General features: G+C 50.3%; 22 protein-coding genes. 12 read left to right on the top strand and 10 right to left on the bottom strand.

Going from position 1 to position 26045, the window contains the following annotated elements; genetic code table 11:
* Positions 1–16 precede the first annotated feature (16 nt).
* Positions 17–586: a DNA-3-methyladenine glycosylase I gene (locus SC206_RS09450; RefSeq protein WP_332736504.1), complete on the bottom strand. Its 570-nt coding sequence runs from the start codon at positions 584–586 to the stop codon at positions 17–19.
* Positions 587–892: 306 nt separating this feature from the next.
* Between SC206_RS09450 and SC206_RS09445 the strand changes: the two genes are divergently transcribed.
* Together SC206_RS09445 and SC206_RS09440 are read left to right on the top strand one after the other, a co-directional pair.
* Positions 893–2434 (top strand): glucosyltransferase domain-containing protein, encoded by a 1542-nt coding sequence (locus SC206_RS09445; RefSeq protein WP_332736502.1) that lies wholly within the window; start codon positions 893–895, stop codon positions 2432–2434.
* A gap of 49 nt (positions 2435–2483) precedes the next feature.
* A complete protein-coding gene (locus SC206_RS09440; RefSeq protein WP_332736500.1) occupies positions 2484–4019 on the top strand; it encodes a glucosyltransferase domain-containing protein in 1536 nt (511 codons plus the stop codon).
* On the opposite strand, the gene xdhC is transcribed toward SC206_RS09440, so the two are convergent.
* The 6 genes from xdhC to SC206_RS09410 form a co-directional block, all read right to left on the bottom strand.
* Complete coding sequence (xdhC, locus tag SC206_RS09435) at positions 4016–4804, bottom strand: xanthine dehydrogenase accessory protein XdhC (protein ID WP_332736498.1); 789 nt, start codon at positions 4802–4804, stop codon at positions 4016–4018. The two genes, SC206_RS09440 and xdhC, sit on opposite strands and share 4 nt — an antisense overlap.
* A 9-nt stretch (positions 4805–4813) precedes the next feature.
* Positions 4814–7282: a xanthine dehydrogenase molybdopterin binding subunit gene (xdhB, locus tag SC206_RS09430; RefSeq protein WP_332736496.1), complete on the bottom strand. Its 2469-nt coding sequence runs from the start codon at positions 7280–7282 to the stop codon at positions 4814–4816.
* On the bottom strand, positions 7275–8798 hold the full coding sequence (gene xdhA / locus SC206_RS09425; RefSeq protein WP_332736494.1) for a xanthine dehydrogenase small subunit: 1524 nt from the start codon (positions 8796–8798) through the stop codon (positions 7275–7277). Before xdhA ends, xdhB begins: the two co-directional genes overlap by 8 nt.
* A gap of 224 nt (positions 8799–9022) precedes the next feature.
* Positions 9023–9652, bottom strand: a complete 630-nt coding sequence (locus SC206_RS09420) for a TetR family transcriptional regulator C-terminal domain-containing protein (RefSeq protein WP_332736492.1) — start codon at positions 9650–9652, stop codon at positions 9023–9025.
* A 109-nt stretch (positions 9653–9761) separates the two neighbouring features.
* Positions 9762–11126, bottom strand: coding sequence for a guanine deaminase (guaD, locus tag SC206_RS09415; RefSeq protein WP_332736490.1), 1365 nt, complete (start codon positions 11124–11126; stop codon positions 9762–9764).
* 198 nt (positions 11127–11324) lie between these two features.
* A complete protein-coding gene (locus tag SC206_RS09410) occupies positions 11325–12497 on the bottom strand; it encodes an ROK family transcriptional regulator (protein WP_332736488.1) in 1173 nt (390 codons plus the stop codon).
* A 322-nt stretch (positions 12498–12819) separates the two neighbouring features.
* Here SC206_RS09410 and SC206_RS09405 point away from each other — a divergent pair, with 322 nt between their 5' ends.
* The 5 genes from SC206_RS09405 to SC206_RS09385 all read left to right on the top strand — a co-directional run bounded on the left by SC206_RS09405 (position 12820) and on the right by SC206_RS09385 (position 18055).
* A complete protein-coding gene (locus SC206_RS09405) occupies positions 12820–14067 on the top strand; it encodes an extracellular solute-binding protein (RefSeq protein ID WP_332736827.1) in 1248 nt (415 codons plus the stop codon).
* 67 nt (positions 14068–14134) lie between these two features.
* Positions 14135–15043 carry a carbohydrate ABC transporter permease gene (locus tag SC206_RS09400; protein WP_332736486.1) on the top strand — a complete coding sequence of 303 codons (909 nt, stop codon included), beginning with the start codon at positions 14135–14137 and terminating at the stop codon, positions 15041–15043.
* Complete coding sequence (locus SC206_RS09395) at positions 15040–15897, top strand: carbohydrate ABC transporter permease (RefSeq protein WP_332736484.1); 858 nt, start codon at positions 15040–15042, stop codon at positions 15895–15897. Before SC206_RS09400 ends, SC206_RS09395 begins: the two co-directional genes overlap by 4 nt.
* A gap of 40 nt (positions 15898–15937) precedes the next feature.
* Positions 15938–16906, top strand: a complete 969-nt coding sequence (locus SC206_RS09390) for a carbohydrate kinase family protein (protein ID WP_332736482.1) — start codon at positions 15938–15940, stop codon at positions 16904–16906.
* Entirely contained in the window at positions 16907–18055 is a 1149-nt protein-coding gene (locus SC206_RS09385; protein WP_332736480.1) for an ABC transporter ATP-binding protein, read from the top strand.
* A gap of 248 nt (positions 18056–18303) precedes the next feature.
* On the opposite strand, the gene SC206_RS09380 is transcribed toward SC206_RS09385, so the two are convergent.
* Positions 18304–19380 carry an acyltransferase family protein gene (locus SC206_RS09380; RefSeq protein WP_332736478.1) on the bottom strand — a complete coding sequence of 359 codons (1077 nt, stop codon included), beginning with the start codon at positions 19378–19380 and terminating at the stop codon, positions 18304–18306.
* Positions 19381–19641: 261 nt separating this feature from the next.
* Here SC206_RS09380 and SC206_RS09375 point away from each other — a divergent pair, with 261 nt between their 5' ends.
* The 3 genes from SC206_RS09375 (at position 19642) to ydfG (ending at position 23114) form a co-directional block, all read left to right on the top strand.
* Positions 19642–21111 (top strand): MFS transporter, encoded by a 1470-nt coding sequence (locus SC206_RS09375; protein WP_442976056.1) that lies wholly within the window; start codon positions 19642–19644, stop codon positions 21109–21111.
* 51 nt (positions 21112–21162) lie between these two features.
* Positions 21163–22224 (top strand): aldo/keto reductase, encoded by a 1062-nt coding sequence (locus tag SC206_RS09370; protein ID WP_332736474.1) that lies wholly within the window; start codon positions 21163–21165, stop codon positions 22222–22224.
* Between the two features lie 140 nt (positions 22225–22364).
* Entirely contained in the window at positions 22365–23114 is a 750-nt protein-coding gene (ydfG, locus tag SC206_RS09365) for a bifunctional NADP-dependent 3-hydroxy acid dehydrogenase/3-hydroxypropionate dehydrogenase YdfG (protein WP_332736472.1), read from the top strand.
* 163 nt (positions 23115–23277) lie between these two features.
* On the opposite strand, the gene SC206_RS09360 is transcribed toward ydfG, so the two are convergent.
* Entirely contained in the window at positions 23278–23604 is a 327-nt protein-coding gene (locus tag SC206_RS09360; RefSeq protein WP_332736470.1) for a YnfA family protein, read from the bottom strand.
* A gap of 164 nt (positions 23605–23768) precedes the next feature.
* Between SC206_RS09360 and SC206_RS09355 the strand changes: the two genes are divergently transcribed.
* Complete coding sequence (locus tag SC206_RS09355) at positions 23769–24137, top strand: DUF1283 domain-containing protein (RefSeq protein ID WP_332736468.1); 369 nt, start codon at positions 23769–23771, stop codon at positions 24135–24137.
* A gap of 65 nt (positions 24138–24202) precedes the next feature.
* The gene (locus SC206_RS09350; RefSeq protein WP_332736466.1) at positions 24203–24502 is read left to right on the top strand and encodes a DUF1161 domain-containing protein; all 300 of its coding nucleotides are present in this window, start codon (positions 24203–24205) and stop codon (positions 24500–24502) included.
* Positions 24503–24561: 59 nt separating this feature from the next.
* Here SC206_RS09350 and SC206_RS09345 read toward each other — a convergent pair whose 3' ends face one another.
* A complete protein-coding gene (locus SC206_RS09345) occupies positions 24562–26040 on the bottom strand; it encodes an MDR family MFS transporter (RefSeq protein ID WP_332736825.1) in 1479 nt (492 codons plus the stop codon).
* Positions 26041–26045 lie beyond the last annotated feature (5 nt).

Raw genomic sequence — 26045 nt, 5'->3', positions numbered from 1 at the left:
CTAGCTTTTCTGAAAGTCATGACACCTGATGACGGCGAAAACAGTCTGGCCGATGACTATTAATAAGCCCCGTCGCTTCCATCCATGCATAGACGATGACCGGACCCACAAAGCTAAAGCCTCGCCGTTTCAGCTGCTTGGCAATCTTTTCCGAAAGCTCGCTGCGGGTTGGAATAGGCCCGACATGTTGAATGGGTTTGCCACCAACCTGTTGCCAGACCCAGCTGGCAAAATCTTCGCCCGCTTCCTGCATCCGCAGATAGGCACGAGCATTATTCACCACGGCCCTGATTTTCATTCGCGAACGGATAATCTCCGGATTCACCGCCAGCCTTTCGATGTCATCCTCAGTGAATGTGGCGACCTTTACCGGATCGAAACCGCAAAAGGCGTGCCGAAGCGCGTCACGCTTGGTGAGAATGATGCGCCACGAAAGTCCGGCCTGAAAGCCGTCGAGCATCAGCTTTTCCCATAAAGCGCGACTGTCATAAACCGGCACGCCCCATTCGAGGTCATGATACTGCTGCATTATGGGATCGTTGCCCCCCCAGCAGCGTACAACCTCTTTTCCCGCATTATTAATCATAATTAAAACCTCTCCGTGACACATCTCTAAGCAAACAGGTCTCCCTACAGATAGGATAACCTAATGTTGTCGAAGCGAAAGTGCTCGAGGGTCTAGGTGGATGAACAAACCATCAGAAACAATTTCTAAGTTATTTCCGAATAAAGTTGCTTGATTCTGAAAAGTGCGGTACTTATTTATAAAGAGGTGTTAACAGCGAGTTAAAAGTATCTTGATAGCGCGTAATTTAGCGAAATAAAGTCATGCTCACCCTTCCGGGATAATGACCCCAGCAGGCCAAAATGCCGCATTATTCCTTGGAAAATTATGACTAACGTACTCGTTAATGAGCCTGTCGTGCGCCGCCACCAGCAAATTTTGATGACCTTTATTATAGGATTGCTGGCTACCGTGCCGTTATGGACGAACAAAATCTATTATATCGATGACTACTTTCGCCTATTTACCGGAGATAGTCATTACTGGATTAGCAATGGTCGGCCTCTCACTACCGTCTTGAATGTAATAATGCGCTTCAGTACAGTGAGCACTGATATCTCACCCCTGCCGCTCCTACTCGGCATCTTGATTCTTTCATGCGCCAGCGTTGTTTATTGCGAGAAGTTATCCTTGCCGCTAAAAGGCTATTGGCAATGTGTTCCCCCTTTGTTTATTCTGCTGAATCCCTTTCTCGCCCAATCGATGTTGTTTACCTACGACTCATTAACCATTCTACTCTCTGCCGCGCTTGCCATGACAGCTAGCCTGAACTTTGGAAGGATTAAGGGGCCGATTAAAGGACGGATAACATTTACATCAGTTTCATTGACCACCGTGTTAATGCTGTCCGTATTTACTACCTACCAAATAGGGATAAATATATATTTTGGCTTGGTGATTTTAGTGGCAACCACTCGATGGGCAACAGGTGAACCTATTGGCGCTTATCTGCTTGAGAAATGTGCATGTTCATTAGCGGCTATAGTGATTTACAGATATCTCATTGTGACAATCACGGTTCATGACCCTTATACCTTAAGTCACAGTGGAATCTTGACGCCGAGTAAAGATGCCGCAGTTGCCGTGCTTAATAATGTGCGTATACTCTATCTGACATTTGCCAGCGCATTTCCGGGGTATCGCCTTTTATTCGTTATCCTTCCCCTAATCGTTAGCTATACGGGACTTTGGGTTCTCTATCAACGTCACCGCCGCCATAAGAGTCAATCATTACCGAATTCAGCGGTGAGTGTGATTGTTCTCTCTGTAATTCCGATAATGATGATGTTGATCGTGCCTGGACTCTCCAGCGTCTTAACCAGCCCCGTCTATTATCCGCGCGTATTAAGCGCGTGGGGATGTTTGAACCTGTTTTGTTTTTGCATCACAGTAATGGCTTATCCTACTTTGGGCCGTTGGATTACAGGGTTATATCTTATCTGCCTGTTTTATTGCCTTATCGTTATGTTGACAATGTTTAACGCCGTAGTGAATGAACAACAGCATATGTTAAGCATTGCTCAGCACATGAAAATTGACCTCGCGTTATTGCCGCCTTCGCAAGTAAAGCATATTGCCATAATCGATCAGCCTTCTGCATCACCCATAGTCAGAGTAGCGAAAGGTGCGTTGCCAATAATCGGTCTTCTGAAAAGCAACTTGGACAACAAGAGTAATAGCTGGGCTTTTGAGTCAATATTAACGCTGGAAGGGATTATAATACCGCCAAAAATTACGGCAACAGCCGAGATGAAAGCCTTTATTCCTCAACAGTATGTCTCGCAAAGCTGCGATTATCGGCTGTTTATTTATGAGGGAACTGCAGTGTTCGACCTTAGGAATTTGCACACAACCTTAAAATGCCGCTAATGGTTAATGCTGAAATCATTATAATTTTTATCGGGAGTAATGGATAACTATGCGGGACACATCAGGACTTATAGCCCTATCCAATAGGCAAATAATTATTGCTGTGACATTTTTATTTGGTTTGGTTGCAACATTGCCTCTCTGGACTTATAAAGTTTATTATCGGGATGATTATTTGCGTCTTGTCACCGGAGATAATTTCTCTTGGCTCACTAATGGCAGGCCGTTGACTGTGCTGATAAATATGGTGCTTAGATTCAATTACTATTCTAACGATATTACGCCTTTACCCCTAATACTGGGGTTGATGGTACTCTCTATAGCCGCTGTTATATACGTGGAGAAACTGCAATTAGGTCTTAAAGGATTTTGGCAATGTATCTCCCCCTTGCTTCTCATCCTTAACCCTTTTCTGACCCAACCTTTTCAATACTCTTTTGATTCATTAACTATTTCCCTCGCTATCGCGTTAGGTTTACTCGCCAGTTTTACTTATCAGGTTAGGTTACTCGTGAACCTGTTAATTACCTGTCTGATATTATTGATGATGTTGTCAATTTATCAAATTGGGACCAACATTTTTATTAGCGCTGTTATCTTACTATCCCTAGCAAAATGGCACAGACAAGAATCAATAAAGTATTATTTATTAGAAAAGGCGTTAGCCTGTATAACTTCGCTGCTGATTTATAAATTACTGGTCGCTAACTTCCTCATTGGTGGCTCATACACGATGAGCCACAGTGAATCATTACCTATTGGACGAGCAACGCCACAGATAGTTTGGACCAATCTGCAAGATTTTTATAGCATGTTTATGCTGGCATTTCCGGGATTAAAGGTCCTCTTTTTAATTATTCCTCTAGCAATGGCATTCGGCGGACTTGCCGTTTTATTCATAAAAAATCAAGTAATTAATAAAGCAATGCTGGGTAATTACCCTGTCAGTAAAGTCCTGACAACGGGAGGAGTACTCATGCTACTTCCGCTAATGCTCATCGTATCGATTGCTGGAGTTTCATTATTACTGCTTAATCCTGCATTTCAAATCCGAGTACTGCCTGCTTATAGTGGCTTGGCACTATTTTGCTTTTACGTAAGTATTCAGGCGTTTCCGAAGTTTAAATATTGGATTGCCGGGCTACAACTGATTGTATTGTTTTATAATTTGGTGTTGATGGTTTCATGCTTTAACGCATTGGTTAACCAGCAAAGCCATATTCAAGAAACCTTAGAGCGGATTAAAATCGAAATTTCCCACCTACCTATAAATGAGGTGACTAATATCGCTTTTATAGGGCAATTGCGACCTTCTCCAGATATTATCACCACATTGAATAATTTTCCTATCGCTGCAAAAATTACTAATGATTGGGGAATTATTGACATGGTATTACGTGCCAATCTTTCGCTAAAACTCACTCCGGTAACAGAAGCTATGGCAATGTATATTCCCGATCACTATATTTCGCAAGACTGTGAATATTCTTTTTTCCTTTATCAAGGGGTTGCGGTCATTGATTATCGAACGAATACTAGACAAAAAGCAGAGTTCAACTCACGAGGATGCCAATATGCCCCCTAATTTGCAGAACTATTTGCTGAATAGTAGGCAGCGATAAACTCTCCGGCAATCGCCACGGCTATTTCCGCGGGTAATTTGCCTTTTACATCGGGTAAGCCAACGGGACAACGCATTTTTGCCAGCGTTTGCTCACTGATCCCCTTGCCCGCCAGCCGGTAATCGAACCTTTTACGCTTGGTTTCAGAACCGATTAGCCCGAAATAACTGAAATCATCGCGCTTGAGGATTTTCTCGCTCAGAGCTAAATCCAGCTGATGATCGTGGGTGAGCACCATAAAATAACTGCTTACGGGCATTTGCTCCACCGTCGCTTCGGGTTCTTCATCAACAATACAGTTAATTTGAGGATCCACGTGCGGCGGAAACTCGCTGGCGCGGGCATCAACCCAGGTAATCTGGCAAGGCAATGTTGCAAGTATTGCCACCAGCGCGCGGCCCACGTGACCTGCGCCATAAACCACAACATGGGGCTGATGCTGACAAAGCGGCTCAAAAAGTACTGTTGCAACCCCTCCGCAACATTGCCCCAACCTCGCGCCGAGATTAAAACGTTCCACTCGGCTTTCATTCGCAAATGAAGTCAACATCTCTCGGGCAATGGCTATCGCTTGAAACTCAAGATTGCCCCCACCGAGGGTGAAATATTGGCCCGTTGAAGTGACCAGCATCTTGCAGCCGCTGTTACGCGGCGTTGAACCTTGATGTTCGATCAGGGTCATTAATACGCAAGACTCACGGCGAGCCTGAAGCTGGCCAAGCTGAATTATCCAATCATCGGTGCGCATATTACCCCCTTATTTAACCGCAAGGACGTTAACAAGACCGGCTTTGTCACTGCTGGTAAAATCAGATTCATCTCTTTCCGTGACGTTGTCACGCCCATTCAAAGCTTGCTGGAGTAATGTCACTCCGCGCAATACGCGTTCAGGCGTAGCCGGTGCATCGAGCTGCGGATGAATTTGATAGTTACCCAAGCTGGCGATGGCATCTTTGATTGCGCACCACACGGCAATGCCCAACATAAACGGCGGCTCACCGACGGCTTTCGAATGAAACACAGTCTGCTCGGGGTTTTTTCGATTTTCGACCAGCTTTACCCGTAAATCATGGGGCACATCGGCGATAGCCGGGATCTTGTAGCTCGCCGGTCCGCTGGTTTCAAGACGCCCTTTTTCACTCCAAACCAGCTCTTCACAGGTGAGCCAGCCCATGCCCTGCACAAATCCGCCTTCAACCTGACCAATGTCAATCGCCGGATTCAGCGAGTCGCCCACGTCATGCAGAATGTCGGCACGCAGCAGTTTGTATTCGCCGGTAAAAGTGTCAATCAATACTTCCGCACAGGCCGCCCCATAGGAGAAATAGTAGAACGGATGGCCGGCCGCTTTGGAACGGTCGTAGAAAATTTTTGGCGTTTTATAGAAACCCGTTGCTGAAAGCGAGACCTGATTTAACCACGCTTCAGTCACCACCTGCTGGAAGGTGAAATAGTGCTCTTTGACCCGTACCTGACCATTACTAAACGCGATGTCGGCTTCCTGCGCGTCATAGTTGCGCATCAGCATGTCAACCAGACGACCTTTCAACGTTTCAGCAGCATTCTGCGCGGCTTTGCCATTGAGATCGGCTCCGGACGAGGCCGCGGTTGGCGACGTGTTAGGGACTTTGCCGGTATCGGTGGCGGTAATTTGAATCAGATACAGTGGCACCTGAAACACTTCGGCCACCACCTGCGCCACTTTGGTATTCAAACCCTGGCCCATTTCTGTGCCGCCGTGGTTAAGCTGAATGCTGCCATCGGTATAGATAAGTACCAGCGCACCGGCCTGATTCAGAAAGCTGGCCGTAAAGGAGATACCAAATTTTACCGGCGTCAGCGCCAGACCTTTCTTTAAATACGGGTTGTGCTGGTTAAACTGTTGAACAGCTTCTCGGCGCGCCGCATAGTCAGCACTTTGCTCCAGCTCGGCGGTCATTTCATGCAGCAGATTTTGTTCCACCGGCTGATAATAGTGGGTGATGTTACGGCCTTCTGTCCCATCCTCTTTGCCATAGTAGTTCAGCTTTCGAATCTCTAACGGATCCCGTCCGAGCTCGCGGGCAACGTGATCGATAATGTGTTCAATCGCCACCATGCCCTGTGGTCCACCGAATCCGCGATAGGCAGTATTGGAAGCAATGTGAGTTTTGCAGCGATAACCGGTAATGGTGGCATCGCCGAGGTAATAGGCATTGTCGGCGTGAAACATCGCGCGATCGATTATCGAACCCGAAAGGTCGAGCGAATAACCACAGTTACCGGCCAGCTTAATATCTACGCCGTGCAGCCGCCCTTCGGCGTCAAAACCGACATCGTAACGGACATAAAATGGATGCCGTTTACCCGTGATCATCATGTCATCCTGTCGCGACAGGCGCATTTTTACCGGCCTGCCCGTAAGGTGCGCCGCCAGTGCGGCCAGACACGCCGTGCCCGCCGCCTGCGTCTCTTTGCCACCAAAGCCGCCGCCCATTCTTCGCATATCGACGACGACTTTATGCATCGGCAGATTCAATACGGAAGCGACCAGCTTTTGCACTTCGGTTGGATGCTGCGTCGAGCTATAAACCAGCATTGCGCCATCTTCGCCTGGCATGACCGACGCGATTTGCGTTTCCAGATAAAAATGTTCCTGACCGCCGATCTCAACCTCACCTTGTAAACGATGGGTTGCATTCGAAAGCGCAGTCACGGAATCGCCGCGCTGATGCACGTGAGGCTCTTCGACCCAAAACTCCTGCTCCAACGCCTGTTTAACGCTGAGTACGGCAGGCAGCTCGCGGTATTCGATAATGGCGGCAGCAACAGCCTGACGCGCTGCCTCCTCACTATTGGCTGCCACCACCAGCAGCACCTGACCATAATATTCAATACGGTCCTGCGCCATTAACGGGTCGCCTTCGGTGAGCGGCGCGATATCCAGTTCGCCCGGCACGTCTTTGGCAGTAATAACCCGCACCACGCCCGGAATGGCGTAACAGGGTTCGACATCAATTCGCACTATTTCGGCGTGCGCCACGTCGCTAAGACGTGGCACCAGATGCAGCTGGTTCGGAAACTCCAGCCGATCGTCGATATAAATAGCTTCGCCGCTGACGTGTTTATCGGCACTTTCGTGCTTCATGCTTTTGCCAACGCCGCTGCTCAAACCTGCGGGAGCGAGTCCGGCGCGAAACAGCGCGGCCAACTCATCTTGTGACGGAGCTACGGGGGATTTAGACATATTGAGTCACCCTCATCATCGTCTCTTTTGACGTAGTTTCGATTAAGCAACGGCGCAGCAGATTTTTCGCTACCTGCATTCGATACTCACGGCTAGCGCGAAAATCACTGATGGGCTGATAATCCGTTTCCAGGGCAAGGCAGGCGCGTTCGACGCTTGAGGCTTGCCACGGCTGACCCAGCAGCTGTGTTTCACAGTGCGACGCGCGTTTGGCTATCGCTGCCATGCCGCCGAAGGCTATCGAAACATGTGTCACTACGCCGTCGGTGACTTCTATATGAAAAGCACCGCAAACGGCAGAGATGTCGTCATCCAGGCGTTTCGACACTTTGTAGACTTTCAAAATGCGGGTCGACTCTTCGGCCACGCGAGGAATGATAATCTGCTCGATAAACTCGCCCGCCTGTAAGGCAGTTTGTCGATAACCGAGATAAAACTGTTCAAGCGGCAGCGTTCGCTGGTCTGCGCCACGGCGTAATACCAGCGACGCACCCAGCGCAAGCAGCACCGGGCCGCCGTCGCCAATGGGCGAACCGTTGGCGATGTTGCCACCAAAAGTGCCCTGATTGCGGATTTGCTGTGAGGCAAAACGTTCGAGCAGCGCACCAAAATCCGCAAACTCTCTTTCTAACAGCGGCATACAACTGCTCAGCGTGGCGGCGGCACCTATAATCAGTGCCTGATCCGTTATCTCGATATTTTTGAGCTGTGGAATATGGCTGATAGCAATAAGTTGCGGCAAACGACGATGACGTTGTGTCACCTCCAGCGCCAAATCTGTTCCTCCGGCCACCAGCTTGGCTTCGGGGTTAGCAAGATAAAGGTCGGCTAACTGCTTAAGAGTCGTGGGTATAAAACCGAGCTCATCGTGATGAAGCGTGTTTTGATTTTCATGCAAAAGGCTTTGCGGCGCTATCGCCTGCAAACGTTGCAAGGTGACCGTTTCGGCACGGTCGAACTGATCTTCATCTGAAAATTCGCAGGCGGACAAGGCAGCATCGACTATCGGACGATAACCCGTGCAACGGCAGAGATTACCGGATAACGCGTGCAGCACCTGCTCACGATTTACCCCGTTTTTGATAGCAGAATGGTTTCTCTGCGCGGCGGTCTCTTTCTGTGAAGCCATATCTTGTTGTAAAGCAGCGTCTTTTTGTAAAGCAAACAACGACATCACAAAGCCCGGGGTACAGAAGCCGCACTGTGAGGCATGGTTATCGACCATCGCCTGCTGCACGCTATGCAGCTGTCCCTGATGTTTAAGGTCTTCGACGGTGATCAGCTGCTTGCCCTGCAAGGCAGAGATAAAGGTTAGACAGGCGTTTATTGGCGTGTAACGCAGCGTGTCACCCTGTGGCTCGGCGATAACCACGGTACAGGCACCGCAATCACCCGATGCGCAACCCTCTTTGGTGCCACAGCGACCGGCGTCACGGCGCAAATACTGCAACACCGTGGTATCTGGTGGCAGCGTAGTTTCTTGCTGCAAACGGTCATTCAAAAGAAATTGGATCATAAAGCCACCCTGCTACTTAAGATTTTTTAATTAGCTTTGGGAGTTCAGCAAACTCGCAAGGCGATTAATAAACCAATCGATTTGTACAACTGGTCAAATTTAATAAATAGGAAGCAATATTGATGCCAACAAACTCTCATTTCTAAACGAAAATCTTCACTCCATCTAAAGCCTAATTCGAAACTCAGTTCTAAACTCAGCTCCAAACGAAATCCAAAACTACGTTATCGGGCGCAGCCGCGAAGTATCAACGTGGTAACCTCTTCGATAATGTGCTCGCGATTAGCGTTGTCGCTGCTGATATCGCGATACATCTGGTTAACCTGCACGGCAAAGTCGGCGTAATACTGGGTGAGCGCCCAAATGTTCATGATAAACAGCCGCGCGTCGAGCGGACGAATTAATCCCTTTTCAATCCATTGATTTATCAGCTTTTCTTTATTAACAATGTTGGCGATCGCCTCAGGCCAGTACTTGTTAAGATAATGTCCGCCGCTTAACACTTCGCTGGTGAAAATCCTCGATAATTCAGGCTGTTGAAATGAAAATTCCAGCTTATTGCGAATATAGCGGGTAAGCACGGCTTCAGGCTCTATAAGAGTGTCGTCAAATTGAATGATTTCAGCCCAAACGCTCAAGACCTTTTGCAACAGCTCTTCATAAAGCTCCTCTTTTCCGGCGATATAATAATGCAGCTGAGTCTTTTTCATTCCTGCACGCTGCGCAATCGCTTGCGTAGTTGCGCCTTGAAAACCTTTTTCGCTGAATTCAGCGATCGCTGCGGCATGAATATTTTCAATTGTGCGTTCTCGCGCGACGCGGACGCGGCTGGTACTGATTTCTGTGTTCATCATTGGTGCGTTTTTCTCCAAATTTGCCTTTAAATGAGGCAAGGGTGCCATTTTCTCGCACCCCTGATATTTATACAGTAGTTTTATTTATGGGAGATAAGTTGGCCATTTTTCAGGCTCGAACAGATTCAGTTCGTGAATACACCACTTTCCCGTCGACTATCGTTTGAAAAACGTTTCGATCGTCACCTAGGGTCATCAACACAAACAATTTTTCGGCCAGCGTTTTGCAATTTCCGGCACGTAACTGCTGCAACGCCGTAGCATTGGGGTCAAGCACAACAATATCGGCCTCTTTACCGGCTTCAAAATTCCCTAACTTTTCATCTAGATGCAGAGAACGCGCGCCGCCGAGCGTGGCGTGATAAAAAGCTTCGAATGCAGACAAACGATATTTTTGCAATTGGCCGACTTTATACGCCTCGCCCAGCGTTTGCAGCATGCTGAAAGAAGTGCCCGCGCCAACGTCAGTGCCCATACCTAAACGCACCTGTTTCTGCCAGGAAGTGCCGATATCAAACAGGCCGCTGCCAAGAAACAGGTTGGAGGTCGGACAAAAAGCGATGCTGGAATCCGTATCGCGTAGGCAGTCCCATTCTTGTTCGTGAATATGCACGCAGTGGGCAAATACGCAGCGCGCGCCGGTAAGCTCATAGTCATGATATACATCGAGATATCCTTTATGTTCGGGATAAAGCGCCTTCACCCACGAGATTTCATCGACGTTTTCGCTAAGGTGGGTTTGCAGATAAATATCGGGATGCTGTTGCTTGAGCAATCGGACTTTTTCAAGCAGTGCGGGAGATGACGTGGGCACAAAACGCGGGGTCAACGCATAGCTCAGGCGTTTGTGATTATGCCAACGGTCGATCAGCGTGCGGGTATCGCGCTCACTTTCTTCAGGCGTTTCAAGCACTTCTTCTGGCGCATTCTGGTCCATCATCACTTTGCCGGCAATCAGTCGCATATTCAGCGCGGCCGCCACGGTAAATAGCGCGTCAACCGATTGCGGATGCACCGTGCCAAACACCAGCGCCGTCGTAGTGCCATTATTTAGCAGCTGATTGATGAAAAATTTCGACATCTTGTTAGCGTAGTCGAGGTCGTGATACTGCGCTTCGGCCGGAAAAGTGTAGTTATTCAACCACTCCAGCAGCTGCTCGCCATAGGCACCAATCATTTCCGTTTGCGGATAATGAATGTGAGTATCGATAAAGCCCGGCACCAGCAGCTTGTCCCGGTAATCGTCCAGCGGCACAGGATAACTGAGGTTCATCAGCGCGCGTTCGCCCTCTTCCCGACTTCCTAACCACAGTATCTCGCCGCCACTGAGTAACATCATCCCGTCTTCTATATAACGAGCCTGGCTCTCTATCTCTTCAGGGGCGCTGGCAACGCCTTTAATGTCGAAAAAATTGCCTCGCAAGGCGCGTGTTACAGGCTTGGTGGCAGTGAATGGAGGCGTTTTGCTGGTCATGATTTATCCCTTGGCTAACATCGGCCGCGCAAAGGCACGGCGTTAGAAAATGTTTATAGTCATTAACATTAATTGTCACTAACTTTAATATTCACTAACTACTAGCAAGGGTTGTGCCAAAGTTTGACCGATTGGTCAATCCGGTTGAATGACTTTTGTAGAGAGTAAGTTGATAGGTAAAAGCTTAGGCGCCAAAGCCTATTTAAGTAACACCTCATACTGCGGGTTAAATTCATCAAAAATTGGCAGCGCGGCGGCGCCCAGTGCGGCGGTATCAGTGCCGGTCATGCCGATTCTTAAGCGCGCGGTGGTGGGATAACGACTACGAACGGAACTGTAAAGCGGCGTCAAACGGGCAATCAGCCTTTCGACCAACGGCTGCGGCATCATACCGCCGATAATCACGCTTTGCGGATCGAAAACGCACTCCATAATATTGATAGCCTGGAAAGCGGGTTCGATAGCGCTGTCCAACCATCGTTCGAAAATCTCCTGCTTTACGCCTAATAGATCTTCGGGCATTGCCGTATTAGGGTCTAATCCGCATCCTTCGTAGGCCGCCTGCAAGGAAAGATAACGCTCGAGACAGCCGTGATTACCGCAATAACAGGCGCGGCCACCCGGTTGCACCACCATGTGTCCGACTTCGCCCGCGTTATGTGCATGGCCGGTATAAATTCTCCCTTCGGTAAAGAGTCCCGCGCCCAAACCGGTGCCGATATAAAGATAAACAAAAGAGGTCAGCTGCTTGGCGACGCCGTGAAAACGTTCGCCAATTGCCGCCACCGTAGCGTCATTTTCCAGCGTCACAGGCCAGCCGGTTTCGGCGCTGAGCCGCGCCACGACATCGACATTGTCCCAGCCGTGCAAGGTGGTCGGCCCCTGTGAAGAGATCCCCTCTACGCCAAAAGGCCCGGGCATCACGATGCCGACCCCCAGCATCTTGCGCCAGTCGATTTTCACGTTTTGGCGCATTTCTTGCAGCGTTTGCACGATGAGTTGTAGCGTGGATTCGGGTTCAGGTTTCTGAACCTTGATCAGACGACGAAAACGCACCTTGCCCGTGAGGTCAACCAGCACCACCAGCAGCGTTTGATGATCCAGATGAATGCCAATCGAATAGGCGCTGTCGGGATTGAGCGTTAACGGCGTAGCGGGCTGACCCCTTCCGCCAAAGCGGCGCGGTAGATGGGAAGAGACAATGCCCGCCTGCTCAAGCTCGGTGGCAATATTGGAAACGGTTTGCGGTGTCAGTGAGGTCAGGCGCGCGATTTCAGCTCGCGTAAGTTCGCCGTTAAGACGAATTGCTTCAATAACAACGCGACGATTGTGCGCCCGTGCGTGTTCGAGATTAGTACCAGACGTTGCCATAACTGCCTATCCACCAAGGAGAAAGCCTGTCAGCAGTATGCTTCCGCTGATTAAAGCAATCAAATTGATTTTATTAATGCAGTCAGCATCACAGCGTTTTCTTTTTAAACGGAGTAAACGTAATTCTTCAAAGTTAACGCCATTAAACGAATAGAACGTAATCACTGCCGTTCTACCGATTAGGAAAGGTTTTGGATTAAAAATTTAACATCGATTAAAGCAATCAAATTGACTTAATGCTCTTTTGTTCGCCCAAGTTCTTTCAATTACCCAGGTTCTTTCATTTAGACCAACGCCGCGAGGCTTCGACCGGAGAGAAATGATGATAACAAGATTACGTCCTACCAGCCTGTGCGTGCTGTCCGCCCTCGCCTTTGGCTTCTCGGCTAACGCGCTGGCAGACACCACGCTCAGCGCACTATTTATGACTCAGGCCGCCTATTCAGAAACGGATATTCGCGCCATGACTGCCGAATTCACCAAGGCGCATCCCGACATCAAGGTCAATCTGGAGTTTGTGCCTTATGAGGCGTTGCACGACAAAATCGTTGCCGCGCGCGGTGCAGGCGATAAGGGTTACGACGTGGTGCTGTTCGACGCCATCTGGCCCGCCGAATTTACCAAGTTTGGCCTGTTGCAAGACGTGAGCTCGAGGATCAGTAAAGAAGAAGCAGGCAAAATCTTTGATGGCGCAATTTCTACCGTGACCTATCAAGACAAGCGCTGGGGCATGCCGTGGATCCTCGATACCAAATATCTCTATTATAACAAAGCGATGCTGGCAAAAGCCGGAATTAGCGCCCCGCCAACCAGCTGGCAGGAGTTGGAGCAGCAGGCAGAAATCCTTAAACAGAAAAACGTGGTGAAATATCCGCTGGTCTGGAGTTGGTCACAATCAGAAGCGTTGATTTGCGATTACACCACGCTGGTTTCAGCCTTTAAAGGTGATTTTTATCAAAACGGCAAGCTCAATTTCACCAATCCCGGCGCGATGAAAGCCATCAATTATATGAAAGAGACGCTGGATAAAGGCCTGACTAACCCGAATTCCCGCGAATATCTCGAAGAAGACGTGCGTAAATCATTTTCGAATGGAGATGCAGCTTTCGCGCTTAACTGGACCTACATGTACAACATGGCCAACGATCCGAAACAGAGCAAGGTTGCCGGAGACGTGGGCGTGGTGCCAGCGCCGGGCGATGCGGCCGGACAAGCTTCGGGCGTTAATGGTTCGATGGGATTGGGCATTGCCAAAGCCAGTACTCACGCGGATCAGGCTTGGGAATATATCTCTTATATGACCTCGCAGCCGGTGCAAAATAAATACGCCAAGCTGAGTTTGCCTATCTGGAAATCGTCGTATGACGATCCTGACGTGCAAAAAGGTCAGGAATCATTGATTGCGGCGGCGAAAACCTCGTTAAACGTGATGCTGTCACGTCCGGTGACGCCGAGCTATTCGCAGCTCTCGACCATTTTGCAGCAAAACGTGCAGAGCGTGTTGCAAGGTAAAGCGCCTGCCACCGATGCCATGGCGGCAGCGACCCAAAGCGCCGATCGCCTGCGTTAAGCTTGAGATCTGTAGCGTAGTTATTAGATAACTTTCTATAAATAAGTTAAAGAAATCAGGGTTCACTATGCTCTCTTTGCCACAACGTGAGCGTCGTCAGGCATGGGTGTTATTGGCACCCATGCTGGTGATGATGTTTGTGCTAACCGCTTGGCCGCTGGTTCGCACTATTTGGCTCAGCTTCACCGATGCCGGGCTGATTGGCGACGGCGCGGCTCCGAAGTGGGTCGGCGTCGACAACTTTATTTATGCGCTCACCGACCCGGATTTTCGCGCGGCGCTGTGGCGCACGCTCTATTTCACCGTGGTGTCGGTGGTTATCGAAGGGATAATCGGCGTGCTGGTTGCGCTTTTGCTTAACCAGAAATTTTGGGGGCGGAGTGCGCTGCGGGTGCTGGTGATTTTGCCGTGGGCGCTGCCGACTATCGTCAACGCGACGATGTGGCGGCTCAATTTTAATCCGGATTATGGCAGCATCAACGCGCTGCTTTCCCAGCTGGGCCTGATTGAACATTATCGCAGCTGGCTTGGCTCGCCCGACTCAGCCATTAACGCAGTGATGTTCGCCGATATCTGGAAAAACTATCCGCTGGTGACGCTGCTCACCCTCGCCGCGCTGCAAACCATTCCCGAGGATTTGTTTGAAGCGGCACGGCTCGACGGTGCATCGGCATGGCGTCGCTTTCGAGCGATAACCTTGCCGGCCATTGCCGCGCCGCTCGCGGTGGCGCTGATTTTACGCACTATCGACGCGTTCAAAATTTTCGACATTATCTATGTCATGACCCGTGGCGGACCGTTGGACAGCACTAAAACGGTGAGCTTTTTTGTCTATCAGGAATCGTTTAGCTATCTGCGCGCAGGCAGCGGAGCAGCTTACGCCGTATTGATGACTTTCATTTGTGCGCTGATGATTGTTGCTTACATGCTGCTATTAATCAGCCAACGTAAACGAAAACGGGGAGTCAGCGAATGAAAAAGTCGTTTTCGACTAAAAACCAGTGGCGCCTATTGTTGCGTTATTTCGCCGCGCTGCTGGTTGCGGTGTCGATAATCGCGCCCATGCTGTGGCTGTTTTTGATGAGCGTGAGTTCAAGCACCGACTTGGCGAGAGTGCCGCTGCGCTGGATCCCAATGCAGTGGGATTTTAGTCGTTATCTGCATCTATTAACCCTTGAAGCCGGTCAGCCGGGAGCGCTGTTCCTGCACGCGCTGGGTAACAGCGTGCTGGTTGCAACTGGCGCGACGCTGATTTCACTGTTATTGGCGATTCCGGCGGCGTTCAGCTTTTCGCGTTATCCGGGCCGCGATGGCTGGCTGTATGGCAGTTTGGCGATTTATATGGTGCCGCCGGTGGCTTTCGTGCTGCCGCTCTATTTTATTCTCGAACGCGTCAGCCTGCTCAACACCCATCTTGGGCTAATTCTGGTCTATTGCTCGATGATCCTGCCGTTTCTGACCTGGATGTTGAAAAATCAGTTCGACGCTCTGCCCCTGGATATTGAACAGGCGGCGCGCCTCGACGGCCTGCGTTATTGGCAGGTTTTGCTGCGGATCACCCTGCCGCTCGCCAAACCCGCATTGGGCGCTTCGGCGATGTTTGGTTGGCTGCTCGCCTGGGACGAATTCTTCTACGCGCTGCTGTTTACCAACAATATTGATGCTCAAACCTTGCCGGTTACCATCGCCGGATTCACCGCCGGACGCGCGACCGACGACGGACTGATTGCCGCCGTAGGTATTTTAGCCGCCGTTCCGCCGCTTTTTATCGCTCTTTGGTTGCAAAAAACCTTGGTCAGCGGCTTAACCAGCGGCGGCAGCAAAGGTTAAAGACGAAAGCAAAAGTGCAAAATTTAATGGAACCGCATCAATGATAAAACCTGATACTTCCGCGCGACTTTATGTGGTCGGCAATATAAATGTTGATTTGATCATGAGCACGCTCGACGTGTGGCCGCAAAAAGGCACCGAGGCGATGCTGGAAAGCAGCTCCCTGCGCCCGGGTGGTTCTGCCGGAAACTGCGCGTTGGCGCTAGACGCGCTTGAAACGCCTTATCGGCTAGTGGCTAATCAGGGCAACGACCAGTTTACGCCATGGCTGGCGCAGCTGTTTGCCGACAGCGCCGCGCAGTGGCCGCAGTATGCCTGCGAAACTTCATTAACCTTCGGCGTGACACATTCGGATCATGAACGGACTTTCTTCAGCAATCAGGGGCACATTGTGCGCCTGAGTCTGGATGACGTTTTGAACCAGCTTCCGGCTCAGGCGCAGCGCGGCGACTGGGTGCTGCTGTGTGGCACTTTTCTCTGCACGGCGCTATTTGCTGTCTATCCCTCGCTACTTAAGGCATTGAAAAATAGAGGCTATCAGGTCGGGATAGACAGCGGCTGGCCGCCTGCGGGCTGGAGTGAAAGTTTGCGTCAGCAAATTTATGCCTGTTTGCCAGACTGCGACGCGCTGCTGCTTAACGAGGTTGAAACGCTGGGCCTTGGCGGTCGCGATACGTTGCCAGAATCCGCCCATCATTTACTTACTTTAATGGCCAAAAATGCCGTGGTGGTGGCCAAGTGTGGCCCGGACGGCGCAACGCTTTGGACCGCCGAACAAACGCTGCACACGGCGGCGGAGGCGATTGAGGTGGTTGACACCATTGGCGCAGGCGACAGCTTTAATGCCGGCTATTTTTCGGCGCTGATTTATGGACAGAGTCTGCAAACAGCGCTGGACTGGGGCGTGCGCGTCGCCAGTGCGGCGATCAGCAGCTCGCCACGTCGTTATCCAGATTGGCAAACCCTTTTCACGCCGACTCAGCGAGTCACAAAGCAGGAGCAGCAATAAATGGCGAGCGTTGAGTTAATTGAGGTAGCGAAAAGCTACGGCAAGATGCAGGTTTTAAAACCGCTAAATCTTTCGATTGAAGATGGCAGCTTTACCGTGCTGGTGGGGCCGTCGGGCTGTGGCAAATCGACGTTGCTGCGTCTATTGGCCGGGCTGGAATCGGTAAGTGACGGCGATATTTTGCTCGATAATAGGCAAATCAATAATCTGGATCCCGCCGATCGTGACATTGCGATGGTGTTTCAAAGTTACGCGCTCTATCCGCATCTTACCGTCGCCGAAAATATGGCCTTTCATATGCAAGTCAAACGGGTGCCGAAAGCCGAGCAGCAGGCCAAAGTATTGCAGGCAGCGAAAGTGTTGGCTATCGATCATCTGTTGCAGCGACTGCCGAAAGACCTCTCGGGTGGGCAGCGCCAACGGGTAGCGATGGGTCGCGCGCTGGTGCGCAGTCCGAAAGTGTTTCTGTTTGATGAGCCGCTCTCCAACCTTGATGCGCAGCTACGCATGGAGCTGCGCGCGGAAATCAAATCGGTCCACCAGCAGTTTCGCACCACGACGGTTTATGTAACTCACGATCAAATCGAGGCCATGACCCTCGCCGATCGCATTGTGGTCATGAAAGATGGCTACATTGTGCAGCAAGGCGAACCGCTGGAAATTTATGACCGGCCGGTAAACACTTTTGTGGCGCGATTTATTGGTTCACCGCCGATGAATCTGTTTAACGGCGTGTTTGCGCCTCGCGCATTTGCCGATGATTCGAAAATAAACAGCGATGCGCAGCAACAGCTTGGCGTACAGTGTGACGCGCTGTGGTTTGCGCTGCCCGAAAAATGGCGGCAGGCGGCGGAAGGCAATGCGGGTAAACCTGTTACGCTCGGCCTGCGCCCGCATGACATCTTTATCGCTCGGGCCGCAAGTGAAAATGATGCTCAAGAGGCTCAGCCTAAGGCGACATTACGCCTGCTCGAAGTCACGGGAGAAAGCAGCCTGATGCACATCGACTGGTGCGGATTCGCCCTTCACGTCCAGTGTTCAGGACGCGTTCAGGTCAGCGTCGACGCACCGATAGCGCTGGATATTCGTCACGAAGGTATTCATTTATTTGACAGTGAAAACGGCCAGCGCTTACAAGAAAATGCTTAGGCGTAAGTATCAACAAAGCGTAAAGAATAGTTAAGAGACGTGATTGAGAATAATGCCAATCGCACCGGCTAACACAGCCAGTATTATTAGTGAAAGCCGTTTTGAAAAGCTATTTAGTAAAGATTGGCTTTTCAACAAAGTTCGATTGGCATTAGCTCTTGGTGATTAATTCGTGGTGACTACTCCTTTGTCATTTGATGAGTCACCGCGAACACATTAACCGCCATAATATAATAGATGAAGGGGAATTAACGTTTAAAGCTCATCCACTGATTGAGGCGTTGCCTAAAACCTTGTGGTCGCAACTCAAATTTCTGAATGGCTTTAGTTATCCTTTTCTCGACGATTGAATAGAAAAGACAGCCACAAACAATACAGATAATGCTTAATGTGATGCCATAGAGATCTTTATTGATTTTCGAGTGGTAGAAGATAATTCCGCCGCAGACTTCGATAAAGAAATGGGTCAGGTAAATACTGTAAGAGGCGTTACCGAGATAAACCAGCAGGTTATAACTCTTTTTCTCGGAGGGTTTCATCACGCTAAAAAGAAAGACTATCGCCATGGCGGGCAGGCCAAAACTGAAAAATCGCGGTGCCCCTTCAGATGAAAGCCACATACCAAACACAAAGATGGCGCCGATTAACAGCGAGGAAACAAGAATCGAGATGCGCAAATGCTGTAGCTTCAAAAACAGCTGCGAAAACAGGCAGCCCATCGCGAAGTTAATCATCAACGGATCGCCAATCATGTGGCTGAAATTGACCATCCCAAGTTCAGGCCCTTGAAGCGAAAGCGCTTTTACGCCTAACACCATGATGATAAGCAACGAAGAAGAGTAAATAATCAGCTGCTTTTTACTGTTCGCCAACAGCATGATCGCGGCATAAATAATATAGAAGAACATTTCATAGACCAGCGACCAGGAAGGACCAATCAACATATGGTACTGCGGGTTATTATTAAATGACGGTAATAAAAGAATATTACCTACAATCTCATACAGGCTAAAAGGATGAGTTTGCTTAAGATAAATTAATATAAAAGGCACAAGAACAATCAGTAAAATAGGATAAATACGCTCTATGCGTTTGCGGATAAAATCAAAAGCGGTTGAAACGCCGAGTTTTGAATCGTCGCGCGTTTTATATCCCATGATAAAACCGCTAAGAATAAAAAAGGCGTCAACGCCGAAGTCTCCGATATATTCCAGACCAAACTTCATGGCAAAAGCCGTTTTTGAATCTCCCCATAAATGATTGATGACCACTAAAATAGCGGCAAAAGCACGCAATATTTGCAGCGAGGCTATTTTTGATTTCATTGTCTTTGACCGAGTAATTATTATCTGAAATGAATATTCACACTGCTTCCCATAAGGCGACCCGGTTGGCCGCCCTGCTTTCACTTTAACGCATATTTTCGCATTGACCCGCAGTTTGGATGCGTTATGCTCAAAGCGCTATTATTCAAAAATCGTTTTTTTGCTTGAATCTGCAAATAAATAGCTAAAAATTAGCTAGTTAACAAGGATGCCTTGAATGTTCACTCAATGGATTTTCAGATATAGTCGAGTGCTATGCCAATGAAAAAAATCTCTCTTCCGGGCGGTTCTGCGCTGCCATTATTAGTCGCAGGCGCGATGTTTATGGAAAACCTCGACACCACGGTGATTGTGACGGCGCTGCCAAAAATGGCCGCCGCCTTTGGGGTACACGCCATCGATTTAAACATCGGCGTTTCAGCTTACATTCTTACCCTCACGGTATTTATTCCCGCCAGCGGCTGGATAGCCAATCGTTTAGGTACACGCAGCGTATTTTCCGCCGCCATCTTGTTGTTTACCTTGGCGTCTATTCTGTGCGCCATGAGCGTCAGTTTAACGACCTTTACCGCCGCGCGAATGCTGCAAGGTTTCGCGGGTGCGCTGATGGTGCCTGTCGGCAGGTTAATTGTGCTACGTAATATCGCCAAAGCCGATTTAATCAAAGCTTTTGCCACCATAACCTGGCCCGCGCTGGTGGCACCTATTTTAGGCCCGCCGTTGGGTGGATTCATCACCACCTACGCGTCATGGCATTGGATTTTCTTGCTGAATGTTCCGCTTGGCGTTATCGGACTGATTCTCAGTCTAAAACTTATCCCCAATGAAAAGGGCGCGTCCGCTATTCCTTTCGATCTAATTGGCTTTGTCCTGACGGGGGTTGCCTGTCTGGGTCTGATATTTGGCCTTGATATGTATAATAAAAGCGCTACAGGTTATGGATTGCCGACCTTGATGGTGCTTGGCAGTGTGCTTGTCGGTGTGTTGGCTTTTAAACATTTTTCAACCACCCGCCATCCACTGTTGCCACTGATGGCATTAAAAATCAAAAGTTACGCTGTCACGATAGTAGGCGGTTCCCTTTTCCGTATCGCCATTGGATCTGTGCCTTTTTTGCTGCCTTTATTATTCCAGCTGGGTTATGGCATGAGCCCTTTCGAAGCAGGTTTATTGGTACTTACCGTGTTTGCCGGTAATTTGGCGATGAAACCTTTTACCTCCGCCATCATGTTCCGCTTTCCATTTCGCACGGTATTGGTGGTCAATGGGCTTATCAACGCATTGGCAATCTTTGCCTGCGCTTTTCTGACCCCTTCGGTGCCCATGGCATTGACCGTTGTGTTGCTCTTTATAAGCGGGATGACGCGATCCATGCAGTTTACCGCGGTCAATACGCTGGCTTTTTCACAGGTTCCGAATACGCTCATGGATGGAGCCAACGCGTTGTTCAACACGGCATTACAGCTTGCTTCAGGTTTGGGGATTGCTATAGGCGCCCTTGCTCTACGTATAGCGCAAAATTTTGAACCTGCGGCGCAAAGTGGAACGTCGCTCGGCAGCTTTAGAATCGCTTTCATTATGGTCGGTTGTATCGCCCTCTTAGGCATGCTCGACAGTTTAAAACTCAGCGTGACTGACGGTGATGAAATTCGGCAGAAAAAAAGAAAGGCAGCTGAAAACAAAGTAGATTCTTCGCACACTAATGAGACGCACGGCGGAGAAAAGTCATAATCCTTTCCCGTCAATCGTCGTTTAATGCAAATAAAGGTAAGGAGACACAAGATGGAATATCGTCAACTTGGCCGTTCGGGACTCAAAGTATCTGCCCTGAGTCTGGGTACCATGACCTTTGGCGGTCAGGGTAAATTTGCGAAAACCGGACAGACTGATGTCGCAACCGCGCGGCGCCAAATCGCGCTGTGCCGCGAAGCCGGAATCAATCTTTTTGATACGGCCGATGTCTATTCGGGCGGCCTTTCAGAGCAGATCCTCGGCGAGGCGCTCGGCAAAGAGAGGCACGAGGTGCTGATTGCCAGCAAGGCGCGATTCCCGATGGGTGAAGGTCCGAACGACGCCGGTCTGTCGCGCCATCATATTTTACGTGCCTGCGAAGCCAGCCTGAAGAGGCTCAATACCGACTATCTCGACCTTTATCAACTGCACCAATGGGACGGCCTGACGCCGCTCGAAGAAACGCTGCGCGCGCTGGAAGATTTGGTCTCCAGCGGCAAGGTGCGTTATGTCGGCCTGTCAAATTTCTCGGCCTGGCATTTGATGAAAACGCTCGGCGTAAGTGAGGCGCATCATTGGATTCGCCCTGTCAGCCAGCAGATTCATTACACTTTGCAGGCGCGTGAGGCGGAGTACGAACTGCTGCCAGTGAGTCACGATCAGGGGTTGGGCGTGCTGGTGTGGAGCCCGTTGGCGGGTGGATTGCTTTCCGGGAAATATCGCCGCAATCAGCCACAGCCGGAAGGCACCCGTCATCTTGCCGAATGGGGCGAGCCGCCGGTGCGCGATGAAAATAAACTCTACGATATCATCGACGTGCTGGTGGAAATTGCCGAGGCGCGGGGCGTTTCGGCGGCGCAGATTTCGCTCGCCTGGCTGCTGGCAAAACCGGTTGTGACCTCGGTTATCGTCGGCGCGCGCAGTGAAGAACAATTGAAGGATAACCTGCTGGCGGCGCAAATTACGCTAACCGCTGACGAGCTGGAAAGGCTCGACAAGGTTAGCCAGCCACCACTGCTTTATCCGTATTGGCATCAGGCGCAAACCGCCAGCGATAGGCTCTCGCCTGCCGATCTTTCACTGATTGCCCCGTATTTATCCAAGAAAGATTAAAACCGAATTTAAACGATAGCTAACCACGTGCAGCATCACAGGTCTGGTCGCGAGTGTCAGACTTGTGGTATTGATGTTTTGGTCATTCGTATGTTGTTCACTTTACCCTTTTTCAGGGTTTACTCTTTAAGGAAGCACAGATGATTGTTTTTGTAACCGGCGCAACAGCCGGCTTTGGCGCGGCAATTGCCCGCAAATTTGTTAATGCGGGTCATCAGGTTATCGCTACCGGACGTCGTAAAGCGCGTTTGGACGATTTAAAAGCTGAGCTCGGCGACGCACTGTATGTGACCGAGCTGGACGTTACCGATCGCGCGTCAATCGACCGCGCCATCGCATCCCTGCCTGCCGATTGGCAAAATATCGACGTGCTGGTCAACAACGCGGGCCTTGCGCTCGGCATTGAAACCGCCGACAAAGCCTCGCTGGACGATTGGGAAACGATGATCGACACCAATACCAAAGGTCTGGTTTACGTGACTCGCGCCGTATTGCCGGGCATGGTCGAACGCAATATTGGCCACGTGGTAAATATCGGCTCCATCGCGGGCAGCTGGCCGTACAGCGGCGGCAATGTTTATGGCGCAACCAAGGCGTTTGTTCGCCAGTTCAGCCTGAACCTGCGCACCGACCTTTTCGGCACCAAAGTGCGCGTAACCAACATCGAGCCGGGCCTCTGCGGCGGTACCGAATTTTCCAACGTGCGCTTCAAAGGTGACGAGGCTAAAGTGGATCAGGTTTACGATAAAACCAATCCGCTGACGGCGGAAGACGTGGCCGAATCCGTGTTCTGGGCTGCAACACTGCCCGCGCACGTTAACATCAATTCAATTGAGATGATGCCTGTCAGCCAGTCGCAGGCAGGTTTGCGCGTTAATCGCGACGAGTAATCAGTCAAGCGTTTGATACGGCAAGGTAAAATGCCGACCGTTAAAAACTAGGCATCGAATTTGCGATGCCTTTTTTATTTCAATTTTTATCGGTCGAATCCTTATTAAGGAGTCTAAATTCCTTATTAAGACCTCCAAATTCCTTATTAAGGCCTAAAAAGAATCAATAGGATTTCCAGCCAGAAATAATAATCAGCATGCCTGCCAGCGCGACGCCCGCGCCAATCCAGTCCGTCATCGCCAACTTTACCCCGTCGACATAGCGCAACCACAGCAGCGCGGTCATGACGTAAACTCCGCCATAGGCCGCATAAACGCGTCCGCTTGCGGCTGGATGCAAGGTTAGCAGCCAGACAAATAACGCCAAACTGAGCGCGGCGGGCAAAAGAATCAACACGTTGGCGCCCTTTCTCAGCCAGAGATAAGGCAGAAAACAGCCGATGATTTCGGCCAGCGCGGTGAGGAAAAACAGCAGCGTGGTTTTTAACATTTTCGGGGAGTATCCATACAAGCAAATAGGGTCGACACATTAAGTCGAACATAATAAGTCAATCAACAATAAACCGATTTCCTGTCGCGACGTGACGTATACGGCTGGAGTGGTATAATTTCAAGAATCGCGTTGGCGATGTGTAAACCTATAAGGATGAACCAATGAAAACAATCGTTATGTCTCGACTGCTGCGCAAGATGCTGCCTGTCGCCCTGCTGGTGCTTTCCGGAACCTGGCAGGTTTCGGCCCATGCCGCGACCAACTGTGCTGGCGGAACCTGCGTTTTTGGTAGCAATGGTGACAGCGCATTGAGCACTGAGGAAGCACGTCAAAGCAAAGAACAGTGGAATGCGACCCGCACCCTGCGCGAACAGCGAATCAATCGCGAGCAGAAAGATAATCAGAAATATGATAACGCCACCGCACTGCGCGATCGCTGCAACGCCAGTACCAACGTTAACGCCTATTGGGAACCCACCACCGAGCGCTGCCTGAATCGCCGCACCGGAACCCAGCTGCTGGCACCTTAATCTATTGAAAATTGGCAATTAACGGCTACGCTTTAAGCACATGCTTTTCAAATAAGGACGAAATCATGAATAAGACTTTATTGGTAGGTTTGACTTTATTGTCTCTGTCTCCGCTGGCCGCGATGGCTTCCTGTGACAGTGTTAAAGCGGATATCACGCAGAAAATTGTGGCAAACGGCTTACCCGAGTCCAACTTCAAGCTGGATATTGTCGCCAACGATCAGGCGGATCAGGCTGGCGGACAGGTTGTAGGTCACTGTGACAACGACACGCAGAAAATCGTTTATACCAAGCTCTCGAACAGTGGCGATGAATCGACGGCCAGTCCGAAGACCGGCACCAGTCAAGACGCTACGGCGCAATAACTGACGACGGTTTCGTCTTTATCGGCAACTGTCTCACCAAGGCCTGAACACTAATTCGTTCAGGCCTTTTTTGTTGGCCTGTCGCCATGCGGAACCAGCAAAACGGCGGCAAAAACTATCACCGCAATGATGGCGGCCAGAATAAATACCCAGTGCAGCGAGGCTGAAACCTGCTCGACAATATGGTGGAGATCGTGCTCGGATAGCTGCTGTCGCCGTGATTTTTCCATCAGCGTTTGCACAGGATCGCTCAAAGAAGGCAGTCGATGCTGCAAATTCAGATTCAGGGTCGCGCCAAGCAACGCGGTGCCAATGGCCGAACCCAGCATGCGGGTAAACAGCGTCGAGGCAGTCGCAATGCCGCGCACGGAGGCGTCAACGGAGTTTTGCACCGAGACAATAAAGGTCGTATTGCACAGCCCCATTCCGCAGCCGATTAAAAACGAGGCCAATCGCGCCCACCAAAGTCCCGAATCAGGAGACAAGAGCAGCAAAGCCAAACTGCCCGCGACCAGCGACAGCGCGCCGATAAAAACGGTAAAACGGTACGAGGTCGCCGCCATAAGTCGGCCGCTCAAGGTGCTTGCCAACGGCCAGCCAATCGACATCAATGCCAGCGTGGTGCCCGCCTGTAAAGGGGATCCGCCCAACACGCCCTGCACGTAAGTCGGCAAAAAGGCGCTAATGCCCATCATGCTGGCACCCAGAATCAGTCCGCCGACGTTTGACGCCACCACAATTTTGCTTTGCCATAATGACAGTGGAAACAGGGGCTCTGGCGCGTGTCGCTCCTGTCGAATCAGCCACAGCGCGGCAGCCACGGCAACGGCGATCAGCAGCAGCGAGTAATAGCCCAATACTTCGGCCTGCAACAGCGCCAGTAACAGTGCCGCCACGCTTAACGACAGCAGCGCAGTGCCCGCGAGATCCAGCGAATGCGGCTTTTTGGCCTCGTCGGCAGGTAAATAGCGCGCCAAAATAACCATCGCGATAAGGCCGATCGGCAGGTTTATCCAGAAGACAATTGACCAATGGAAATGCTGGACGATAAACGCGCCAAGCAGCGGGCCGATAATCGCCGACACGCCCCACACGCTACTCAAATAGCCCTGCGCTTTCGCTCGTTCGTGCGGGCCATAAATATTGGCAATCAACGTTGTCGCCACGGGCGTAATCGCCCCCGCGCCCAACCCCTGCAAGGCACGGAAGGCAATCATCCATGTTAATGACGGCGCGAACCCGCAGAGTACCGACCCCAGCAGAAACAGCAACGTGCCGATAAAAAACATGCGTCTACAGCCGTATAGATCGGCAAGTCGGCCATAGATAGGCACTGTAATCGCCTGAGTTAACAGGTAGATAGCAAAAACCCAGCCCAGCAAATTAAACCCGCCGAGGTCGGCAATAATCGTCGGCATTGCGGTTGCGACAATCGTCACCTCAACCGCCGCCATAAACATCGACAGCATACAGGCGGTCAGCACCAGCGGACGATGCCGACTGTCGACGTGAATATCGGGTAAAGTATTGGAAGTAATAGCCG

Origin of the sequence: Rouxiella sp. T17, from assembly GCF_036663475.1 — a bacterium.
Classification (GTDB): Bacteria; Pseudomonadota; Gammaproteobacteria; order Enterobacterales; family Enterobacteriaceae; genus Rouxiella.
This window is presented reverse-complemented; position numbering and strand designations above follow the sequence as displayed.